22 protein-coding genes are annotated in these 18,850 nt (G+C 73.2%); 9 read left to right on the top strand and 13 right to left on the bottom strand.

Features of this window, described 5'->3' with window-relative positions; genetic code table 11:
- Positions 1-31 precede the first annotated feature (31 nt).
- Positions 32-1,483: an extracellular catalytic domain type 1 short-chain-length polyhydroxyalkanoate depolymerase gene (locus tag AC3IYJ_RS03115; RefSeq protein ID WP_489399796.1), complete on the bottom strand. Its 1,452-nt coding sequence runs from the start codon at positions 1,481-1,483 to the stop codon at positions 32-34.
- A 327-nt stretch (positions 1,484-1,810) separates the two neighbouring features.
- Positions 1,811-2,389, bottom strand: coding sequence for a TetR/AcrR family transcriptional regulator (locus tag AC3IYJ_RS03110; RefSeq protein WP_489399795.1), 579 nt, complete (start codon positions 2,387-2,389; stop codon positions 1,811-1,813).
- Positions 2,390-2,480: 91 nt separating this feature from the next.
- Here AC3IYJ_RS03110 and AC3IYJ_RS03105 point away from each other — a divergent pair, with 91 nt between their 5' ends.
- Positions 2,481-2,927, top strand: a complete 447-nt coding sequence (locus AC3IYJ_RS03105) for an anthrone oxygenase family protein (protein ID WP_489399794.1) — start codon at positions 2,481-2,483, stop codon at positions 2,925-2,927.
- A gap of 77 nt (positions 2,928-3,004) precedes the next feature.
- Here the strand turns inward: AC3IYJ_RS03105 and AC3IYJ_RS03100 are convergent, their stop codons facing one another.
- Entirely contained in the window at positions 3,005-3,634 is a 630-nt protein-coding gene (locus tag AC3IYJ_RS03100) for a CoA transferase subunit B (RefSeq protein ID WP_489399793.1), read from the bottom strand.
- On the bottom strand, positions 3,618-4,460 hold the full coding sequence (locus AC3IYJ_RS03095; RefSeq protein ID WP_489399792.1) for a CoA transferase subunit A: 843 nt from the start codon (positions 4,458-4,460) through the stop codon (positions 3,618-3,620). Before AC3IYJ_RS03095 ends, AC3IYJ_RS03100 begins: the two co-directional genes overlap by 17 nt.
- A gap of 224 nt (positions 4,461-4,684) precedes the next feature.
- Between AC3IYJ_RS03095 and AC3IYJ_RS03090 the strand changes: the two genes are divergently transcribed.
- A complete protein-coding gene (locus tag AC3IYJ_RS03090; protein WP_489399791.1) occupies positions 4,685-5,377 on the top strand; it encodes a hypothetical protein in 693 nt (230 codons plus the stop codon).
- On the opposite strand, the gene AC3IYJ_RS03085 is transcribed toward AC3IYJ_RS03090, so the two are convergent.
- The 3 genes from AC3IYJ_RS03085 to AC3IYJ_RS03075 form a co-directional block, all read right to left on the bottom strand.
- Entirely contained in the window at positions 5,374-5,955 is a 582-nt protein-coding gene (locus AC3IYJ_RS03085) for a MepB family protein (RefSeq protein WP_489399790.1), read from the bottom strand. The two genes, AC3IYJ_RS03090 and AC3IYJ_RS03085, sit on opposite strands and share 4 nt — an antisense overlap.
- Positions 5,956-6,041: 86 nt before the next feature.
- On the bottom strand, positions 6,042-6,713 hold the full coding sequence (locus AC3IYJ_RS03080) for a GNAT family N-acetyltransferase (protein ID WP_489399789.1): 672 nt from the start codon (positions 6,711-6,713) through the stop codon (positions 6,042-6,044).
- Between the two features lie 10 nt (positions 6,714-6,723).
- The gene (locus AC3IYJ_RS03075; protein WP_489399788.1) at positions 6,724-7,704 is read right to left on the bottom strand and encodes a LysR family transcriptional regulator; all 981 of its coding nucleotides are present in this window, start codon (positions 7,702-7,704) and stop codon (positions 6,724-6,726) included.
- A gap of 71 nt (positions 7,705-7,775) precedes the next feature.
- On the opposite strand from AC3IYJ_RS03075, the gene AC3IYJ_RS03070 reads away from it, so the two are divergent.
- A complete protein-coding gene (locus tag AC3IYJ_RS03070; RefSeq protein ID WP_489399787.1) occupies positions 7,776-8,624 on the top strand; it encodes a Rossmann-fold NAD(P)-binding domain-containing protein in 849 nt (282 codons plus the stop codon).
- A 45-nt stretch (positions 8,625-8,669) separates the two neighbouring features.
- Here the strand turns inward: AC3IYJ_RS03070 and AC3IYJ_RS03065 are convergent, their stop codons facing one another.
- On the bottom strand, positions 8,670-9,422 hold the full coding sequence (locus AC3IYJ_RS03065) for a GntR family transcriptional regulator (protein ID WP_489399786.1): 753 nt from the start codon (positions 9,420-9,422) through the stop codon (positions 8,670-8,672).
- A gap of 259 nt (positions 9,423-9,681) precedes the next feature.
- Here AC3IYJ_RS03065 and AC3IYJ_RS03060 point away from each other — a divergent pair, with 259 nt between their 5' ends.
- Genes AC3IYJ_RS03060 through AC3IYJ_RS03040 form a run of 5 tightly spaced genes read left to right on the top strand, consistent with a single transcriptional unit; the run spans position 9,682 to position 14,486 of the window.
- Positions 9,682-10,848 (top strand): ABC transporter substrate-binding protein, encoded by a 1,167-nt coding sequence (locus AC3IYJ_RS03060; RefSeq protein WP_489399785.1) that lies wholly within the window; start codon positions 9,682-9,684, stop codon positions 10,846-10,848.
- Positions 10,848-11,750, top strand: coding sequence for an ABC transporter permease (locus AC3IYJ_RS03055; protein ID WP_489399784.1), 903 nt, complete (start codon positions 10,848-10,850; stop codon positions 11,748-11,750). Before AC3IYJ_RS03060 ends, AC3IYJ_RS03055 begins: the two co-directional genes overlap by 1 nt.
- Entirely contained in the window at positions 11,738-12,697 is a 960-nt protein-coding gene (locus AC3IYJ_RS03050; protein WP_489399783.1) for an ABC transporter permease, read from the top strand. Before AC3IYJ_RS03055 ends, AC3IYJ_RS03050 begins: the two co-directional genes overlap by 13 nt.
- Before the next feature lie 5 nt (positions 12,698-12,702).
- Entirely contained in the window at positions 12,703-13,824 is a 1,122-nt protein-coding gene (locus tag AC3IYJ_RS03045) for an ABC transporter ATP-binding protein (RefSeq protein ID WP_489399782.1), read from the top strand.
- The gene (locus tag AC3IYJ_RS03040) at positions 13,821-14,486 is read left to right on the top strand and encodes an HAD family hydrolase (protein ID WP_489399781.1); all 666 of its coding nucleotides are present in this window, start codon (positions 13,821-13,823) and stop codon (positions 14,484-14,486) included. Before AC3IYJ_RS03045 ends, AC3IYJ_RS03040 begins: the two co-directional genes overlap by 4 nt.
- A gap of 19 nt (positions 14,487-14,505) precedes the next feature.
- On the opposite strand, the gene AC3IYJ_RS03035 is transcribed toward AC3IYJ_RS03040, so the two are convergent.
- The 3 genes from AC3IYJ_RS03035 to AC3IYJ_RS03025 form a co-directional block, all read right to left on the bottom strand.
- Entirely contained in the window at positions 14,506-14,988 is a 483-nt protein-coding gene (locus AC3IYJ_RS03035) for a hypothetical protein (RefSeq protein WP_489399780.1), read from the bottom strand.
- Between the two features lie 75 nt (positions 14,989-15,063).
- Positions 15,064-15,447, bottom strand: coding sequence for a cupin domain-containing protein (locus AC3IYJ_RS03030; RefSeq protein ID WP_489399779.1), 384 nt, complete (start codon positions 15,445-15,447; stop codon positions 15,064-15,066).
- Between the two features lie 11 nt (positions 15,448-15,458).
- Positions 15,459-16,109 carry an ArsR family transcriptional regulator gene (locus tag AC3IYJ_RS03025; RefSeq protein ID WP_489399778.1) on the bottom strand — a complete coding sequence of 217 codons (651 nt, stop codon included), beginning with the start codon at positions 16,107-16,109 and terminating at the stop codon, positions 15,459-15,461.
- A 112-nt stretch (positions 16,110-16,221) separates the two neighbouring features.
- Between AC3IYJ_RS03025 and AC3IYJ_RS03020 the strand changes: the two genes are divergently transcribed.
- Positions 16,222-17,034: a GntR family transcriptional regulator gene (locus tag AC3IYJ_RS03020; protein ID WP_489399777.1), complete on the top strand. Its 813-nt coding sequence runs from the start codon at positions 16,222-16,224 to the stop codon at positions 17,032-17,034.
- Here the strand turns inward: AC3IYJ_RS03020 and AC3IYJ_RS03015 are convergent.
- Together AC3IYJ_RS03015 and tmpA are read right to left on the bottom strand one after the other, a co-directional pair.
- Positions 17,024-17,584 carry a phosphonate degradation HD-domain oxygenase gene (locus AC3IYJ_RS03015; RefSeq protein ID WP_489399776.1) on the bottom strand — a complete coding sequence of 187 codons (561 nt, stop codon included), beginning with the start codon at positions 17,582-17,584 and terminating at the stop codon, positions 17,024-17,026. The genes AC3IYJ_RS03020 and AC3IYJ_RS03015 overlap by 11 nt on opposite strands.
- A complete protein-coding gene (gene tmpA, locus AC3IYJ_RS03010; protein ID WP_489399775.1) occupies positions 17,581-18,699 on the bottom strand; it encodes a 2-trimethylaminoethylphosphonate dioxygenase in 1,119 nt (372 codons plus the stop codon). Before tmpA ends, AC3IYJ_RS03015 begins: the two co-directional genes overlap by 4 nt.
- Between the last annotated feature and the right edge of the window lie 151 nt (positions 18,700-18,850).

Below are 18,850 nucleotides of genomic sequence, written 5' to 3'. Positions count from 1 at the left end.
CAGAAGAGGGGGATGGCGGGGCGGAGGAGATTCAGGGGCAGTGCGCGTCGGCGATGACGAAGTGGCCGACGGGCGCCTCCTTCAGCGTGTGCGTGACGAAGACGTTGTAGAGGCCCATGTTCTGGTGGGAGCCCTTCGCGTAGGCGTAGCTCCCGTCGGTCGTGGCCCGACCGGCCTGCACCTGCTGGTAGTTGTTCGCCTTCCAGCAGGCCGCCGCCGCGCCCGTCGTGCTCACCGTGACCGGCGCGGAGCGGGCGCCCGGAGCCCCCGTGGCGTCGCGCGCCGCCACGGTGTACACGTGGCCCGTGCCCGGGGCGAGGCCGGTGTCCGTGTACGGGGGCGCGCCCGGGGTGGCGACCAGGGTTCCGTCCCGGTACACGGCGTAGTCGGTGGCGCCCGTGACCAGGTCCCAGGTGAGGGTGACGCCGGTGTCGGTGACTCCGGCCGGGGCCAGGCCGGTGGGCGCCGGCAGGCTGTTGCCGGGGTCGGTCGTGGAACCGTCCAGGCCGAAGAACCTCGAGATCCAGTGGCTGGAGCAGATCGAGGCGAGGAAGTAGGGGGCCCCGGTGTGCCCGCACTGTTCGGGACCGGTGCCGGGATCGACAGGGGTGCCGTGGCCGGTGCGCGGGACCCGGTCCACCTCGACGGCCACCGTGCCGTCCCCGGCGAGGTACTCCTCGTGCCGGGTGGCGTCGGGCCCGATGGCCGAGGTGCGGCCGGGGGTCTGGGAGAGGCCGTGCAGGGCGGTCCACTGGTCGCGCAGCTCATCGGCGTTGATGGGGGCGACGGTGGTGTCCGAGTCGCCCTGCCAGATCGCCACCCGCGGCCACGGGCCGGTCCAGGCCGGGTAGGCGTCGCGGACCAACTGGGCCCAGGCGGCCGGGCTCTTGTCCACGCCGGGGTTCATGCAGGTGTGGGGGCTGCTGTCCTTGGTGCAGTCGTAGGGCAGTCCGGCGACCACCGCCCCCGCGGCGAACACGTCCGGATAGGCCGCGAGCATCACCGCCGTCATGGCTCCGCCGGCCGACAGGCCGGTGACGAAGGTGCGGGCGGGGTCGGTGGAGTAGGCGGAGGCGGCGTGGGCGACCATCTGCCGGATGGAGGCGGCCTCGCCCTGGCCGCGCCGGTTGTCCGCGGTCTGGAACCAGTTGAAGCACTTGTTGGGGTTGTTCGCGGAGGTCGTCTCGGCGAGGACGAGCACGAAGCCCTGGCGGTCGGCGAGTTCGGGCAGGCCGGAGTTGTCGGCGTAGGTCTGGGCGTTCTGCGTGCAGCCGTGCAGGGCCACCACCACCGGTGGCGCGGCCGGAAGGGAAGCCGGCCGGTACACGTACATGTTCAGCTGCCCCGGATTGGCGCCGAAGCCGGTGACCTGCTGGAGCGGGACGGCCGCGCGGGCGGGGGAGACGGGCCCGGCCAGGACGCCGCCGGTGGCCAGCAGCACCAGCGCGAGGAGCCGTACGAGCAGGCGCACGGGCAGTCGCACGGGCAGCGGTACGGGCCGTGGTCCTACGGGCCCTCGAGCGCGGGGCGGCGCCGGGGGTTCGGGCGGGGTGTGGCGCGGGGACATGGCGGCTCCCTCGGTGACGGGCGGCGCGCGGGCCCGTCGTCGGGGGCCTGCGGTGCCCGTCACCGTAGGAGCGGCCCGGACCGCGGCGGGATGGCATGGAGAGCCACAATCCGGCCACCGCTTGACCGCTCCACAGGGGTTGCGGGAATCCCCGGTGCTGTGCCCGGGAAGGATCACCGGCCACAGCACCCGTAGCACCCGCAGCACTGGACGGCTGCCGTGGCCGCCCGCCGGGACGGTGTGTCAGACCATGGCGAGCCGGTCCACCAACAGCTCCATCCTCGATTCGGCGTCCTCGGGCAGCAGGCGGCCCGCTCGTGTCAGGGTCGCCAGGCCGTGCAGCGCCGCCCAGAACACCTCGGTGAACAGCCCGGGGTGGACGCCGTCGCCCGCGACCTCGGCGAGGGATTCGAGCAGGGCGGCGAAGGCGTCCTTCAGGGGCTCGGGGGTGTCCTCCCGCGCGTACGCCAGGCCGCCGTCGAGCTGGAACAAGGCGTCGTAGACCGCCGGGTTGTGCTCGGCGAAGTCGAGGTAGGCGCGGGCGAGGGCGGTGACCCGCTCGCGCGGGCTGTTCGCACCGGAGGCCGCGGCACGCACCGCCGCGGCCAGCTCGGCGGCGCCTTCCAGGGCGACGGCGCCGATGATCTCGCGCTTGCCGCGGAAATGGCTGTAGAGGACGGGCTGGCTGTATTCGATGCGCTCGGCGAGCCGACGGGTGGTGACCGCGTCCCAGCCCTGCTGCTCGGCGAGTTCGCGGGCCGTCGCCACGATGAGGCGCTCGCGGTCCGCCCGTTCGCGCTGCTTGCGTTCCTGTACCGACATGAATTGATCCTAGCATCGCTAGACAATCGAGCGGCAGAAGCGCTAGCGTTGACCCATCAGCTAGCGACGCTAGATTACTGAAGGGGTCACCATGCTCAGCGCACTTGAGGTCTTCACCACCGTGGTCGTCGGCCTGATGGTGGGGGTGGAGTTGTCCGTCGCCTTCATCATGAACCGGATCCTGGACGCCCTCCCCGAGGACAGCGGCCAGCTCGGTCACGCCCACGGCGGCCGGATGCTCGGCGCCCTGATGCCGTTCTGGTACGTGGGCTCGCTCGTCCTCAGTGCGGTCTGGGCCTTCGCCGGATGGCACCACCCCGGTATCGGACTCGTCGTCACCGCCGCGGGACTGCTGATCCTCAGCGTGGTCATGTCGGTCCTGCTGCTCGTCCCGATCAACAACCGGAACAAGACCTGGACCCCCGAGAACCGGCCCGCCGACTGGGAGGAGCAGCTGCACCGCTGGGACCGCTACCACTACATCCGCGTCGCCGTCATAGTCGCCGCTTTCACCCTGCTGGTCGCCGCCCTCGTCTGATACCAAGTCCACCGGGCCGACGAAGACTTGGTCGGAGGAGAACGATGTCACCGGTTGATCTCGACCCGGTACGCCCCCTAAACCCTGAGCTTCGCCCCGGTCGCCGCCCGGACCTCCTCCAGCGAGACGCCCGGGGCGAGTTCGGTCAGCCGGAACCCCTCGGGGGTGATGTCGACGACCGCGAGCTCGGTGATCACCCGGTGGACGACGGCCCGCCCGGTGAGCGGCAGTGTGCACCGCTCCACGAGCTTCGGCGTGCCGTCCTTCGCGGTGTGCTCCATGAGCACGATCACCCTGCGTGCGCCGTGCACCAGGTCCATCGCCCCGCCCATTCCCTTGACCATCTTCCCGGGGATCGTCCAGTTGGCCAGGTCGCCCGAGGCGGACACCTGCATCGCGCCCAGTACGGCGGCGTCGATGTGCCCGCCCCGGATCATGCCGAAGGAAAGCGCCGAGTCGAAGAACGAGGCCCCCGCCGCGACCGTGACCGTCTCCTTGCCCGCGTTGATCAGGTCGGGGTCCACCTCGTCGGCGGCCGGATACGGTCCCACCCCGAGGATTCCGTTCTCGGACTGGAGGACCAACTCGACCCCCGGAGGGAGGTGGTTGGGGATGAGGGTCGGCAGCCCGATCCCCAGGTTCACGTACGTACCGTCCGCCAGTTCACGGGCGGCGCGGGCCGCCATCTGCTCACGCGTGAGAGCCATGTCGCAGGCCGCCTTCCCGGTCGGTGGTGCGGCCGACGGGTGCCGGCCGCGAAGTGCTGGGGGCGCGGACCGTACGGCGCTCGACGCGCCGCTCGGCGGCCGGATCCCCGGGGCGTACGCGGACCACCCGTTGGACGAACACGCCGGGCAGGTGGACGGAGTCCGGGTCCAGCTCTCCCGGCTCGACCAGCTCCTCCACCTCGGCGATCGTGACCCGCCCCGCCATCGCGGCCAGGGGGTTGAAATTGCGCGCCGAGGAGTGGAAGACGAGGTTGCCGTGGCGGTCCCCGGCCGCCGCCCGGACCAGGGCGAAACCGGTGGTGATGCCCTCCTCCAGGAGGTACTCCCGGCCGCCCCAGCTGCGCAGCTCCTTGGGCGGCGAGGCCACCGCGACGCTCCCGTCGGCCCGGTAGCGCCAGGGCAGTCCGCCCTCCGCCACCTGGGTACCGGCCCCGGCCGGCGTGTAGAACGCCGGGATCCCCGCGCCGCCCGCCCGCAGCCGCTCGGCGAGCGTGCCCTGGGGGACCAGTTCCACCTCCAGCTCACCGCTCAGGTACTGCCGGGCGAACTCCTTGTTCTCACCCACGTACGAGCTGGTCATCTGCGAGATCCTGCCCTCGCGCAGCAGCAGGCCCAGGCCCCAGTCGTCCACCCCGCAGTTGTTGGAGACCACCTGCAGGCCGGTCACGTCCTCCCGCTCCAGCAGCGCGCCGATCAGCACGCCCGGAACCCCGCACAGCCCGAAGCCGCCCACCGCCAGCGAGGCTCCGGCGGGGATGTCCGCCACCGCCTCGGCCGCGCTCGCGACCTCCTTGTCCAGACCCATCGCATGCCCTCCTCTGCCCGGCCCCGAGGCCGCCGGCCGTCCGACCGGACCGGTGCGGCCGGGCCGACCCGACCGACCCTAGGAACCGGCGGCCCGCCGTCGCCATGGCGTCCGGGCACACACCCGGCGGGCCTTCTGTGTGGATCCGGCGGGCCGGGGAACCGGCCGACGGGCCGGTGCGTCCCAGTCCCGCAGGTCCGCCGCCGCGATACGAGGGGGAACCGATGGTGCAGCGAACCACCCTGCGGACGAACGGGGTCGTGGTCACGAGAGCGCCCGTGGCAGTGGCCGTGGCCATGGCCGTGAGCGCCGCCGCCGTACTGCTCGCCGGATGCGGCGCCACGTCGCAGAGTCAGCCCGGGGGGCCGCCCCCTCCGCCCAGGAACGTGGAGTCCTGCCCCGTGGCCGACTCCGCCGCACGCACGGCCCCGCCGACGCTGATCGGCAGCACTCCGGCCAACACCCCCGAGGCCGCGAGCCTCTCCCAGGCCATCGGGGAGCAGGGCCGCGGGGCCTTCGCCGACATCTACTCCACCCAGATCACCGACGAGCCGCCGGGCCGGGTCGCCCTGTGCGTCACCGACCTGGCCCGCGGCCGCCTCCTGGTGGCGGCGGCGCACGCGGCCGACCCGGGCGCCGATCCCGCGCGGGTCGATCTGTACAGGAGCCGGTACTCCCGGCGGACCCTGAACGCCGCCGTGGAGAAGATCCAAGGCATCGACGCCGGGTTCCCGATCTACACCCTCTCCGGCAGCCACGGCGAGTCGGTGGAGATCACCACGAACGAAGAGGGCGCCGCCTCGGCGGAGTTCAAGGCCCGCCTGGAGAAGGCCACCGGGGGCATCCCCGTCACCGTCAGGAGGGGCGAGCCCATCTCCCCACTGGCCGGAGACGCACTGATGACTCCCGCGCCCTAGGGGGTCTCCTTCGAACCCTGCGGGTGGTACAGCTCCTTGGCGCGGGCCAGGTCGACCGGCCCGCCCTGGTCCAGGCGCAGGAAGAAGCCCAGTTGCCACGCCTGTGCGCGGTCGGCCTGGCGGTTGGAGGTGGTCACCCAGGGCGGGTAGACGCGGAAGCCCCGTTTCCCGCCGGAACCGGCTGCCGATACGACGCCGTGCCGGCGGAGCGCGTCCACGGGAAGGACGAACTGGCCGAAGTGGTGGTCGTCGCGGCTGCTGATGACGAACCGGTCGACGGGGTCCGCGGCGTCGAAGGGCTGGATGGGCCCGGCCGGGGACCTCTTCCAGACGGTGACGAACTGGCCGACCTTGGTGGGGGTCGTCCTGGCCGCGCGGAACCGGACGGCGAGGCCGTCGAGGGTGAACTCGTGGGCGGCGTAGTCGGCGCTCTCGGCTTCGGGGACCGGCCGCGAACAGGAGAACCCGCAGGGGTCGTAGACGAGCGCCTTCGCATCGACGAGATCTCCGTGGACCGGAGCGCCGTCCCGCCAGGGTTCGGGGCGGAGATCGGTCGAGTGCTCGCGGTCCGTGGGCATGCGCCCACTCTGTCACGGGGGCTTGGACGCGGCCGACTTGACCGGTACGGCGCTCGCCTCGGAGCGATCCGGCTTCCGGCTCGCCGTCACGCCTCCAGTGCCACGCAGCGGGCCACCGCGTCCTCGTGCCGTCGCAGCCACACCGATTCGATGACGCGGCCGTTCGGCAGGGTGTGCGGGGCGGGGCCCTCCGCCTCGGTGAAACCGCCGGAACCAAGGGCCCGGCGGCACGGGGTGTTCGTGGTTTCGGTGCCCGCCGTCAGGGTTTTCAGGCCCAGGTGGAAATGGCCGAACTCGACGGTGGCGGCGACCAGTTCGCCGCCGTAGCCGAGGCCCCGGTAGGCGGGGGCGAGCCAGATCCCGACGGAGCCGTCCTCCGGCACGGTCACGGTGCTCATGCCGACGCAGGACCCGTCGGCGGCGTCGAGGGCCAGCAGGGAGTGCCGACTGTGGAACGGGTTCCGCCCGAGCTCCCGCGCGAAGTCCTTGCGCAGGGCGCGCGGCAACCGGCGCAGGGCCGCGGCCCGGTTGGTGTCGTTCAGCCCGAGCAGGTAGGCGCTCGTATCGGGGGCCAGGATGCTTTCCGGGGGCCACCCGAACCAGCGCTGGGCCTGCGGGTCCGCGGCCGCGGCGACGCCCAGCCAGTCCTCCAGCTGGTTCCGGGGGGTACGCAGGCGCAGGCGGCGGGTGCGCAGCACGTGGCGGCCGCCGTGGCAGCCGCCGGGAACGGCCCGCCGAAGACCGCGCAGCCGGATCACGCGGCCGTCCTCACGAGAGCTGCTCCACTGCCGCGACCAGAGCCTCGGTCAGCGACCGCGCGTACGGCAGCGGCCTGCGTCGGCGCGGCGACACCACCCCGATGTGCCGTACGGGGCGCGGCGGTTGGACCCGTACGACACGGACGGCCGCTCCGGGGTCCGCGCCGGGGACCGCTCCGGCGACCGGGGTCTGCGCGGCGTACGGCGCGGGGGAGACGCGAGGGCCCGGGGAGGCACGCCGGATCAGCGAGACGTGCGGGATCAGCGCGACGCCGACGCCCGCGCCGACGAGGGTCTGCGCGAAGAAGTAGTCCGTGGTGGAAGCAGCCACCTGGAGGTCGAAGCCGGCCCGCTCCGCGTACCGGCGCAGGTACGCCTCCGTCTTGAGGCAACCCAGCACCCAGCGGTCGGCGGCGAGTTCGGAGAGGTCCACCGACTCGCGCTCCGCGAACCGGTGACCGCGCGGCAGGACCAGCGACAGCGGATCGTCCATCAGCGGCAGCCAGTCCAGCGCGGCCCCCGCCCGCAGCGGCAGCGGCCCGTCGAAGTGGTAGGTGAGCGCGAGGTCGGCCGCGCCGCCGCGCACCATCGGCACCGCGTCCTCCGGCTCCGCCTCCAGCACCGTCAATTCGACCTCGGGGTGCACGGAGACGAACCGCGAGAGCGCCCGCGGCAACAGCTGCCGGCCCCCGCTGGTGAAGGTGGCGACCCGCAGCCGGGGCCGCTCGGCGGTGATCCGGTCTATCTCCTGACGGACCGCGTCGAGCTCGGCGGATATCGTCTCCGCCGCCTCCACCAGGAGCCGGCCCGGCTCGGTGAGCGTGACCCCGCGGGTGCTGCGCACGGCGACGGGGTGGCCGAGACCGCGCTCCAGCGCGGCGATGTGCTGGGAGACGGCGGAGGGGGTCAGCAGCAGCGCCCCGGCGGCCTTGTTGAAGCTGCCGTGCTCGGCCACGGCGCGCAGGATGTGCAGCCGCTGCACATCGATCATCAGTTTCCCTTACGACGGGTTCAGCAATCCGGCAGTTCCACTGGCGACGCTACAGGGGCAGAGTCCTGTCCATGAAGAAGATTCTCGTCATCGGCGGAAGCCGCTACTTCGGCAGGCGCCTGGTCACTCTGGAGCGGGACGCGGGGAACGAGGTGACCGTCCTCAACCGGGGCTCCGCCGCTCCGCCCCGGGGCGTGGCCCATCTGGTCGCCGACCGTGACGACGAGGAACAGCTGCGCGCGGCGCTGGGGGAGCGCACCTTCGACACCGTCTACGACCAGATCCTCTACACGCCCCGCCAGGCGGGCCTGGCGCGACGGGTCCTGGCCGGCCGGACCGGGCGGTACGTGATGACCTCGACGATGGAGGTCCACGACCCGGCGCCGCCCACCCCCGAGGCGCTGGCCTACGCCGAGGGCAAGCGGCAGGCCGAGGCCGTCCTGGCCGAGGATCCGGCCTTCGCCCATGTCGCCGTCCGTACCGCGCACGTGCTCGGCGGCGGCCGGGCGGAGTTCACCGGGCGCCTCGCGCACTACGTGGAGCGGATCGGCTCCGGGGATCCGGTGGCCGTGCACGAGGCCCCGTACCCGACCTCCTTCATCCACCACCACGAGATCGCGCGGTTCCTGCACTGGGTCGGGGAGCAGTCCTTCACCGGGCCGGTGAACGCCGCCTCGCACGGGGAGTTGGACGTCCTCGGGCTGAGCGAGGCCGTCGGCGCGGCGGTCGGCCGGGCGCCGCGCTACCGGATCGTCGGCAGCGGCAGCGAGGGCGCCGACGCGTCCGCCGTCGCCTCGCCGTTCTCCTTCGACCGCGCCTACGCGATGGACAACAGCCGGGCGGCCGAAATCGGCTTCGACTTCGGCCGGATCGCGGACTGGCTCCCGGAAGCCATCGGGGAGACCGCGGCGACGCTCTGACCCGAAGGGACGGAAGGTGAGGTACGGACGGCCGAAAGAGAGGGCCTAGCCCTCCCCGGCGCGGCGCCCCAGCGGCGTTGCTACTGCCGAGTTGCTCACACTGAAGGTGACGCTTCCCGACCGGTAGCGGTCGTCCGACCACTCGATCGGGCGGCCCGTGCGCGTCGCGGAGACGTGCCGCTGGCGCAAAAGCGGGCTGCCGCGCCGGATTTCGAGGAGCCGGGCGTCCTCGCTGCCGGCCGCGAGAGCGTCGATCAGGTGCTCGCCGTAGTGCGCGGTGATCCCGGAGTCGTTCGCCAGGCCGTCCATCACCGAGCGGCAGTCCTCCGGCATCGCCTCGACCGCCGCCGCGACCCAGTCGGCGTAGGCCGTCCGCTCGACCATCGCCGGCTCCCCGTCGAGCAGCCGCAGCCGCAGCACGGCCAGGATCTCCGTCCCGGGCGGCAGCGCCAGCCGGTCCGCCTCCTCGGCCGTGGCCGGGCGGCGGGTGCGCGAGAGGAACCGGCTCGCCGCCTGGTGGCCGACCCCCTCGGCCCACTGGGCGAAACTGTTGAGCTCGCCGAAGCTGTGCTTGCGCTCGTGGCGCAGGACGATCCTGCGGGCGCCCTGCCGGGAGCCGATCAGCCCCTCGGCGGCGAGCGTCGCCACGGCCTGGCGGACGGTCCCGCGCGAGGCCGACCAGCGCGCCGCCAGATCGCTCTCCGAGGGCAGTTGGGCGCCCACCGGGTACTCCCCGGTGAGGATCGAGCGGCGCAGCGCCTCCGCGATCTCCAGATACCGCACCGTAGCCGTGCCCATGTCTCTCCCGTGCCCCTCGATGTGGAACTCCCCGCCGCGCGTCGTCCGCCAGCCTAGGCCGCCTCGGCCGTGCCGGGCGGGGCGCGAAGATCATCATGGCCGTCTCCTGTCACGAATGCATTCGGCCAATTCGGGTCTTCGTCGAGACGTGGACCAAGGGACAGCCTCCGTTCACCGTCCGTACAGGGACCCAGGGCGAACTGGGGTCAACTTGTTCAGACAAGTGAACCCCTCAAGGATCCAGTCTCCGGGAGAGACCGTGCTCAGTTCCTCCGCTCGTCGCGGTGCGGCCGTTCTGCTCAGTGCCGCCGTCCTCACCACGCTCAGCGCGTGTGGTGCCGCACCCGACCAGCCCGCCGGCAAGACCGCCGACGGCAAGGCCAAGCCCCAGCCCGGCGCCGCCACCTCCGTCGCCGACTTCGGCGGCCTGGAAGGCCTCGTCGCGGCCGCCGAGAAGGAGGGCCAGCTCAACGTCATCGCGCTGCCCGCGGACTGGGCGAACTACGGCGAGATCCAGAAGGCGTTCCAGGCCAAGTACCCCAAGGTCAAGATCAGCGCCGAGAACCCGGACGCCTCCAGCGCCGACGAGATCGCCGCGGTCAAGTCCCGCAAGGGCCAGACCCGCGCCCCCGACGTCCTGGACCTCGGCATCGCCTTCGCCCGCAGCGGCGCCGGCGAGAACCTCTTCGCCCCGTACAAGGTCACCGCCTGGGACAAGATCCCCGGCTCCCAGAAGGACGCGGACGCCCGCTGGTACAACGACTACGGCGGCTACGTCTCCATCGGCTGCGACGCCGCCCGCATCCCGAACTGCCCGCAGTCCTTCGCCGACCTGACCAAGCCCGAGTACAAGGGCAAGGTCGCCCTCAACGGCAACCCGACCAAGTCCGGCTCCGCCTTCGGCGGCGTCTACGCGGCGGCCCTCGCCAACAAGGGTTCCTTCGGCGACATCCAGCCCGGCATCGACTTCTTCGGCGCGCTGAAGAAGAGCGGCAACTTCATCCCCGTCGAGTCCACCCCGGCCACGGTCGAGAAGGGCGAGACGCCCATCTCCATCGACTGGGACTACCTCAACGCCGGCTACGCCGAGCAGTTCAAGGGCAAGGGCGTCGACTGGAAGGTCGCCATCCCCACCGACGGCGTCTACGCCCAGTACTACTCCCAGGCCATCAACAAGGACGCCCCGCACCCCGCGGCCTCCCGCCTGTGGATGGAGTTCCTCTACAGCACCGAGGGCCAGAACCTGTGGCTCAAGGGTCACGCCCGCCCCGTGCTGCTCCCCGTCATGACCCAGGACGGCACCGTCGACAAGGACGCCGTCACCAAGCTCCCGCAGGTCCAGGGCACCCCGAACTTCCCGGCCTCCGCGGAGCTCGACAAGGCCAAGGCCACCCTCGCCGAGAAGTGGGACAAGGCCCTCAGCTGATGTCCGCCACCACCACCCCCCACACGACGGGGACCGCCGGCGGCACCACCAGCCGCCGGCGGCGCGGCCCGCGCACCTGGCTCGCCGCCCTCCCCCTCATCGCCTTCACCGGGCTCTGCTTCGGCATCCCGCTGGGCGCCATCGCCTTCGGCGCGGTCACCCGTACCGACCCGGGCACCGGCGCCACCTCGCTGACCGGGGAGCACCTCGCGCGCTCCCTCCAGGGCCCGTACCTCGGCTCGCTCATCGGCAGCGTCCAGCTCTCCTCCCTCACCGCGCTGGTGGCGGGCGTGCTGGGCGTCCTGATCGCACAGGCCGTGGTCACCTCCCGCTCGCAGACCCTGCGCGGCGCGGCGCTGACCGCCTCGGGCGTCCTCGCCAACTTCGGCGGGGTCCCGCTGGCCTTCGCGTTCATCGCCACCGTCGGGATCTCCGGAGTCGTCACCCAGCTCGCCGACCTCACCGGTCTGGGCTGGAGCCTCTACTCCTTCACCGGCCTCACCGTGGTCTACCTCTACTTCCTGACCCCGCTGATGGTGCTGGTGATCGTCCCCGCACTGGACGGACTGCGCCCCCAGTGGCGCGAGGCCGCACAGAACAACGGGGCGAGCGGATGGCAGTTCTGGCGCCACGTCGGGCTGCCCGTCCTCGCGCCCTCCCTGCTCGGCGGGTTCGTGCTGCTCTTCGGCACCGCCTTCGCCGCGCACGCCACGGCCGCCGCCCTGGTCGGCGGCTCCGTCCCGCTGGTCACGCTCAAGATCGCGGACGCCCTGTCCGGGAACGTGCTGACCGGCCAGGAGAACGTGGCGCTGGCCCTCGGCCTCGACATGATCGTGATCGCCGGCCTGGTCATGGCGGTCTACCTGCCCCTCCAGCGACGGAGCGCCCGATGGCTGCGATGACCCCGACGTCCGACGCGGCCGGCAGGCAGGCGCCCGGCGCCACCACGGCCCCCGGCTCCGCGCCCGCCGCGGCCCGCACGCCCCGTAGGTCCCGCCCCCGCCCCCGGGTGTGGCGCGGAGCCGTCCTCGGATTCGCCGGCGCGTACTTCCTGCTCCCGCTCGTCGCCTCCTTCGTGTTCACCGTGCACGTCCCCGGCCAGGGCATCAGCTTCGAGGCGTACACCCAGCTGCTCTCCGCCGACGGGTTCACCAAGAGCCTGCTGCTCTCGCTGGGCCTCGCCGCCGCGACCATCGCGCTGTCGTTGCTCCTGGCGGTGCCCGCGCTGGTGGCCGTGCGCATCGGCTCGCCGAAGCTGCGCCCGGTCGTCGAGGTGATGTGCATGCTGCCGCTGGTCGTACCGCCGATCGCCCTGGTCACCGGTATTACCACCGTGCTGCGCTGGGGCCCCGACCACCTCTCCAGGACCCCGCTCTACCAGACCTTCCTCGCCGTCCAGAACCCGGACTTCCCCGTAGTCCTGGTCCTCGCGTACACGGTCCTGGCCCTGCCGTTCGTCTACCGCTCCCTCGACGCCGGACTGCGCGCCGTGGACGTTCCCACCCTGGTCGAAGCCGCCCGCAGCTGCGGTGCGAGCTGGCCGTACGTGGTCCTGCGCGTGCTCCTGCCCAACCTGCGGGCCGCCCTCGCCGGAGCCGCCTTCCTCACCCTGGCCCTGGTCCTCGGCGAGTTCACCATCGCCTCACTGCTCGGCTTCCAGCCCTTCGCGGTGTGGATCGTGTCCATCTCCGGAGCCCACGCCCGCATGTCCGTGGCGGTCTCCATCCTCAGCCTCCTCATCACCTGGCTGCTGCTGCTCCTCCTCTCCCAGGCCGGCACCGCCCCCGCGACGGTGTCCCCGGCACCCGCCACCTCCCGAACCTCCCGCACCTCCGGCAAGGAGTCCTGACCCGCATGTCCCTCACCCTTCCCGAGGCCAGGAAGCCGTCGGACGGCGAAGCGGCCCCCGCCGGGGCGCGCGTCGAGTTCCGCGGCCTGCGCCGCGCGTTCGGCTCCACCGTCGCCCTCGACGGACTCGACCTCACCATCGAGCCCGGCGAACTCGTCGCCCTCCTGGGCCCGTCGGGCTGCGGCAAGACCACCGCCCTGCGCGTGGTCGCCGGATTCGAGCAGCCCGACTCCGGCGAAGTACTCCTGGACGGACAGGACATCACCCGCGTCCCGGCCAACCGCCGCGACGCCGGAATGGTGTTCCAGTCCTACAGCCTCTTCCCGAACCTCAGCGCCCGCGACAACGTCGCCTTCGGCCTGCGCGTCCGCAAGGTCCCTGCGGCCCAGCGGCGCGATCGCGCCGCCGAACTCCTCGACCTGGTCGGCCTGCCCGACCACGGCGACCGCTACCCGCACCAGATGTCCGGCGGCCAGCAGCAGCGCGTCGCCCTCGCCCGCGCCCTCGCCCTGCGCCCCCGCGTCCTGCTGCTCGACGAGCCGCTCTCCGCGCTCGACGCGAAGGTACGGGCCAACCTGCGCGAGGAGATCCGCCGCCTCCAGCTTTCGCTGGGCATCACCACCGTGTTCGTCACGCACGACCAGGAGGAGGCCCTGTCGATGGCCGACCGGGTCGCCGTGCTCAACGCGGGCCGCCTGGAGCAGTGCGCCGCCCCCGCCGAACTGTACGAGCGGCCCGCGACACCGTTCGTCGCCGAGTTCGTCGGCACCATGAACCGGCTCCCCGGGCGGCTGACCGGCTCCGGGACCGTGGAGGTGGCCGGCTCCCGGCTGCCCGTGGACGGCCCGGTGCCCTCCACACCGGACGTCGAGGTCCTCGTACGCCCCGAGAACATCACGGTGTCCGCGGACGCGGAGGGTACGGCGACCGTCGTGTCGGCCTCGTTCTTCGGATCGGTCACCCGGCTCCACCTGGACCTGCCCGGCAGCGCCCGGGTCAAGGCGGACCTGCCCTCGCGCGACGCCGGAGCCCTCGTACCGGGGGCGCGGGCGACCGTGGGCCTGGCCGAACGGCCCGTCCTCGTCGTCGCGGCAGCAGCGGTCGACGCCGCCGGGACCGGCTCGTGAGCGAACTCGCCGCGGTCCTCTTCGACATGGACGGCACCCTCGTCGACACCGAGACCCTGTGGTGGCTGACCACCGAGGAGACGGCGGCCGGCCTCGGGTACGCCCTGACCGAAGCCGACGCCCCCGAGGTGGTCGGGCGGGCGGTGGAGGACACCGCCGCGCACCTCGTACGGGTCTCCCGTGCGGGCGACCGGGCGGCGGTGGCCGAGGCCCTGACGGGAAGTTTCTTCCGCCGGGTCGAAGAGGGCGCGCCCATGCGGCCCGGGGCGCAGCGGCTGCTGACGGCCCTGGCGGCCGAAGGCGTACCCTTCGCGTTGGTCAGCGCCTCGCCGCGGGTGGTCGTGGATTCGGTGGTCGGGGGCTCGCTGGCCCACGTCCCCTTCGCCTTCACCCTGTCCGCCGACGACACGGACCTGACGAAGCCGCACCCGGACCCGTACCGGGAGGCCGCGCGGCGGCTGGGCGCGGAGCCGGGGGAGTGCGTGGCGGTCGAGGACTCCCCGGACGGGGCGGCCTCGGCGGAAGCGGCCGGCTGCGGACTCCTGGTGGTCCCCTCGCTCCTGCCGGTACCGGCCTCCCCGGTACGCACCTTCGCGCGCTCCCTGACCGAGGTCACCCCGGACACCCTGCGCGCATGCCTGTCCGCCCCGCCGGGAGCGTGACGCCGGTCGGGCCCCGGGATCAGCCGGACAGGTCCAGGAGGCGCAGGATGCCCGTCGCGTAGGCGGCCGACACCGAGTCGGGACGGTGGGCCGCCGCCGCGCGCAGGGTCGGAAGGGCCGCGCGGATGTGCGCCGCGCACTGGCCGTAGAGGCCCGCCTCGTGGGAGGTCCCGTCGTCCTCGCAGCCGAGCAGCCGCAGCAGCGCCCACAGCAGGGCCTCGCGGGTCGACTGCCGGGGCGGCCCGGCGGACCAGACGGCCATCAGGACCCCGCACACCGCCGGGGCGGGTGCGCGCAGCCCGCGGGCGTGGAAGGCATGGCCCTCCAGCGCGTGGAACGCGGCCGGGTGTCCCTCGGCCGCGTCCCACAAGGTGTCCACGAGATGCCCGGCCGGGCGGCCGCAGCCGCACGTGACGGAGTCCCAGCCGTGCCGGGCGATCTCCCGGACGACCGTGTCGGGCACCAGCGGACTGGTGCGGGGCTGCTTCTCCGTCGCTCTCACGGGAGAAGTATGGGATCAGGCCGTTGGCCGGTCCAGAGCCACCCCCCCCATGGCCGGGTCGGTGCGTCGGCCGGGTCAGTGACCGTGGCCCTGGCAGCCGCAGCCCTTCGCCGCGCCGCGCGGCAGCCCCTGCGTGAACTCGCTCTGCGAGAACACCGCGAGGACCGTCGCGGGCTCGGTGCCGTGGTTCGCCAGGGTGATCTCCTTTCCGGCGGGCAGCATCGCGAAGGTGCCCGGGGTCACCGTCTTGGCCCCGCAGCCGCACGAGGCCTCCACGGTCCCGGCGACGCCCGTGAGCAGCAGCTCCGAAGCCCCGTGCCCGTGCGCCGCAATGGTGCCCCCGGCCGGCACCTGGATCCGTACCGCCGCGAGCTCGCGGAACGGGCCGCCCTCGGGGTCGAGGCGCAGCACCGGACGGCCGGTGGTGTCGGGAGTGGTGTCGATGGTCATGCCGAACATGGGTGGTTCCTCTACGAATCGGTGTGCAGTTCCACCGAGCAGAGCCCGGGGGAGAGGAAGGGATGGAGTACGGCCTCGGTGCCGCTGCCCTCCAACAGGCCGTCGAGCATGCCCTGGTGGACCGAGCAGATCACCTCGGGCAGGGCGCGGGCCATGACCCGGTACGGGCACCCGTGCAGCAGCACCCGCCCGTCGGCCCCCGGCTCCGGGTCGAAGCCGAGCCGCGCGGCCAGGGCGGCCACCCGCCCGGCGGGCTCCGCCCCGGGAACGGCCAGGGTCCGGCCCCAGTCGCGTCCCGCGGCCCGGGCCCGCCCGGCATCGCCCGCGAGGGCGGTGGCCAGCGACCCGGCGAGCTCCCGGTAGGGGGCATCGGCGGATTGCGCGGAATCCGAGGACGGCGCGGGAAGCGCCGTCCAGCCGAGCGCGGGCCGCCCCGGGCCGGGGCGGCCCGGCCGCGCGCAGGCTCGTACGAGACCGGCCTCGCTCAGCGCCGTCAGGTGGTGGCGGACGGTGGCGACCGAAAGACCGGCGGCGGCCGCGAGTTCCGCCGCGCCGAGCACGCCGTCCGCCTCCCGCATCAGGGCAATCAGACGCCGTCGTGACGGGACGGCAAGGGCCCGGTGGACTTCGCCGTCGGCCGGACCGCCGGTCGTTTCGGTCATGGCTCGAATTTAGACGACGCGGATCATCTGAATACCGGGCGAAACGTCCCGACCTGCCAGGTCTTTCGCCTCGCCCGACCGGGCCCGCCCGGGATCATGAAAGGCTGAGCCCGTGAACGAGGCACCGCGCGACACCGGCACCGACACCGATATCGACACCGACAGTGGCATCGACAGTGGGCGCAGGACACCGCTCTACCTGAAGGTCGCCGCGGCCCTGCGGACCGCCATCACGGCCGGCGAGTACGGTTCCGGCGCGCGGCTGCCCGCCGAGGACGCACTCGCCCGCCGCTACGGCGTGTCCAGGGGTACGGTGCGCCAGGCGCTCGCCGCGCTGCGCACCGACGGGCTGATCACCTCGGGGCGCGGCACCCGACGGGTCGTGCTCGGCGGCGGCCCGGGGGAGTCCGGGGGAGTCGCCGAGCTCCGCAGCTTCACCCGGTGGGCCCGCTCGCTGGGGCAGGAGCCGGGCGGGCGGACGGTCTCCGTGGAGCAGGGCGGGGCCGACGCCGAGGAGGCGGAGCAGCTGCGGATCGACGTGGGCGCCCCGGTCCGCCGCGTGCTGCGGCTGCGCACCCTGTCCGGGGCCCCGGTGATGGTGGAGCGGACCACCTACCCGGAGGCGGTCGGCGCCCTGGTCGCGGCCATGCCGCTTGACACGGTCTCGTACTCCGACCAACTCGCCGTGCACGGAGTGCTGTTCACCGACGCCCACCACCTCATCGACATCGCCGCCGCGGACGGGAACGATGCGGAGCTGCTGGGCTGCCCGGTCGGGGCCGCGCTGCTGCGCGAGCGGCGCCGGTCCACCGACCCGGCGGGGATCCCGGTGGAGTGGTCGCAGGACCGGTACCTGCCGGGGACGGTGGCCTTCACGGTGCACACGACGGCCGCCAGCGCCCTGGGCCGTCGGCTCACTTCCTGACCAGCAGCCCCTCCAGCAGCGGGCGGAAGTGTCCGAAGCCGGGCGTGGCCATCTCGGGGTCCTTGGCCTGCTCGTCCCAGCGCCGGACGGCCACCGCGTCGGCGGCGCCGGGCAGTGCCTCGAACTCGCGCACCTGCTCGGCTGTCATGGGGCCGCCCTGCACGCGCAGGGTGTGGACGGACGCCTCGGACAGGAGGTCGAAGTAGCCGGGCTCGGCCGTGCACAGGTATCGCTTGGCGGCCACGTGCAGGCACACCGGCTCGGTCACCTCGGGCCCGAACCACCGGCCGAGCCAGTCGGCCCCGGTGTGGCTGTGCCGGTTGTCCAGGCCGCCCTCCATCAGATCGCGGCCGGTCACCGTGCCGTGGAAGTGCCCGATGTCGTGCAGCAGCGCGGCCGCCACCAGGTGGGCGGGGGCCCCGGCGGCCTCGGCGAGGGCGCCGGCCTGGAGCATGTGACCGGCTTGGGTGACGGCCTCGCCGAAGTACTCGGCGCTGCCCTCGCCTTCGAAGAGGCGGGCCAGCTCGTCGATGGGGTCGGCGGTGTTCACGCGGAAGCTCCTTCGCGGCGCAGGACGGCCAGGGTGGAGAGCAGGCCGTCGAGGTCGGCGTAGGTCCCCTGGAGGTGACGGCCGCCCGATTCGGCGAAGGCCGTACGGGCGTGCAGCAGACGGGTGTTGTCGAAGACCACGCAGTCGCCGGGGGCGAGCCTGAAGTCGATCCGGAGCTCCGGCCGCTCCAGCAGTTCGCCGAAGAGGCGGTAGGCGGCGTAGAACTCCTCCAGCACGGCGGCCGGTTGGTGGAGGGTGGAGATGGACCGGTTGTTGAAGCGCACCTCGCGGACGCGTCCCAGCGGGTCCACCCCGATCAGCGGCCGGTGGGCCCGCAGTTCGGTGCGCGCGTCGGCGAAGGCGAACTCCACCGGCACCCGGGTCAGCACCTCGAAGGCCCCCGGCTCCCGCTCCCGCAGCAGTGCGGCCGCGCGGAAGCCGTCCACCAGCCCGGAGTCTCCGCCCTGGGCCTCGTTGCGCAGGCAGTGCAGGAGCTGCAGGGTCGGCACCGGGTCCCGGTAGGGGTTGTCGGTGTGCGGGGTGATCCGGGCGCCTGTGAAGGCCAGGTTGTTGGGGTCGGCCTCGACGCGGACCTCGAAGAGTTCGCCGTAGTTCGTCTCGCGAACGAACCCGAAGGTGCGCGCCACGTCCAGCACCATCCGGTCCCGGCACGGCACGTCCCGCAGCAGGACGAACCCGAGCCGGACCACGCTGTCCAGGGCCCGCTCGCGGACCTCGCGGGAGCTGATGTACGCGTCCCAGCGGGCCTCGGGGATCCGCCCGGCCAGATCGGCGGCCGACCACAGCTCCTTGTCCGCCTCGGTCCGGCCGTCTCCGGCGTGGCCCCCGGCGCCGGTCCCGCTCCCGTCGGGGGCGTGGGCGCCGAGCCACTCGGCCGCGTACACGGAGTGGTGGCCGTCCGGCTGCCAGACCACCTCCCAGCCGGGCCCGCCGTCGGCGGTCGCCGCCTCGCGCACCGAGCCGATGGCCAGCCCGGCGGGCAGCTCGGTGATCTGGAACAGCTTCTGGCCGGTGCGCGGATCACGGCAGTCCGCGCAGGGGCAGTTGTCGCGCAGCCAGGGCGCGGGCGGGCGGGTGATCGCGGTCGCGGACATCGGGGTTCCTGTCGTCGTCAATCGTCCGGGAAAGTTGTATATACAACTCTGGGCCGCCTGTATGGTGACAGGGTCGGGTGACGGACAGATGGCGAACAGGTGGCCGGAACCGGCAGAACCCGGCGGCGCCCATGGAACCGGCCGCACCGGT

This window comes from Streptomyces sp. GL_140 (assembly GCF_057834465.1).
This window is presented reverse-complemented; position numbering and strand designations above follow the sequence as displayed.

Coding starts and splice junctions, on each gene's coding strand:
- AC3IYJ_RS03110 (WP_489399795.1), bottom strand. CDS start 2,389: ATGTCGGTACAGGAACGCAAGCAGCGCGAACGGGCGGACCGCGAGCGC.
- AC3IYJ_RS03105 (WP_489399794.1), top strand. CDS start 2,481: ATGCTCAGCGCACTTGAGGTCTTCACCACCGTGGTCGTCGGCCTGATG.
- AC3IYJ_RS03100 (WP_489399793.1), bottom strand. CDS start 3,634: ATGGCTCTCACGCGTGAGCAGATGGCGGCCCGCGCCGCCCGTGAACTG.
- AC3IYJ_RS03095 (WP_489399792.1), bottom strand. CDS start 4,460: ATGGGTCTGGACAAGGAGGTCGCGAGCGCGGCCGAGGCGGTGGCGGAC.
- AC3IYJ_RS03090 (WP_489399791.1), top strand. CDS start 4,685: ATGGTGCAGCGAACCACCCTGCGGACGAACGGGGTCGTGGTCACGAGA.
- AC3IYJ_RS03085 (WP_489399790.1), bottom strand. CDS start 5,955: ATGCCCACGGACCGCGAGCACTCGACCGATCTCCGCCCCGAACCCTGG.
- AC3IYJ_RS03075 (WP_489399788.1), bottom strand. CDS start 7,704: ATGATCGATGTGCAGCGGCTGCACATCCTGCGCGCCGTGGCCGAGCAC.
- AC3IYJ_RS03070 (WP_489399787.1), top strand. CDS start 7,776: ATGAAGAAGATTCTCGTCATCGGCGGAAGCCGCTACTTCGGCAGGCGC.
- AC3IYJ_RS03065 (WP_489399786.1), bottom strand. CDS start 9,422: ATGGGCACGGCTACGGTGCGGTATCTGGAGATCGCGGAGGCGCTGCGC.
- AC3IYJ_RS03055 (WP_489399784.1), top strand. CDS start 10,848: ATGTCCGCCACCACCACCCCCCACACGACGGGGACCGCCGGCGGCACC.
- AC3IYJ_RS03050 (WP_489399783.1), top strand. CDS start 11,738: ATGGCTGCGATGACCCCGACGTCCGACGCGGCCGGCAGGCAGGCGCCC.
- AC3IYJ_RS03045 (WP_489399782.1), top strand. CDS start 12,703: ATGTCCCTCACCCTTCCCGAGGCCAGGAAGCCGTCGGACGGCGAAGCG.
- AC3IYJ_RS03030 (WP_489399779.1), bottom strand. CDS start 15,447: ATGTTCGGCATGACCATCGACACCACTCCCGACACCACCGGCCGTCCG.
- AC3IYJ_RS03025 (WP_489399778.1), bottom strand. CDS start 16,109: ATGACCGAAACGACCGGCGGTCCGGCCGACGGCGAAGTCCACCGGGCC.
- tmpA (WP_489399775.1), bottom strand. CDS start 18,699: ATGTCCGCGACCGCGATCACCCGCCCGCCCGCGCCCTGGCTGCGCGAC.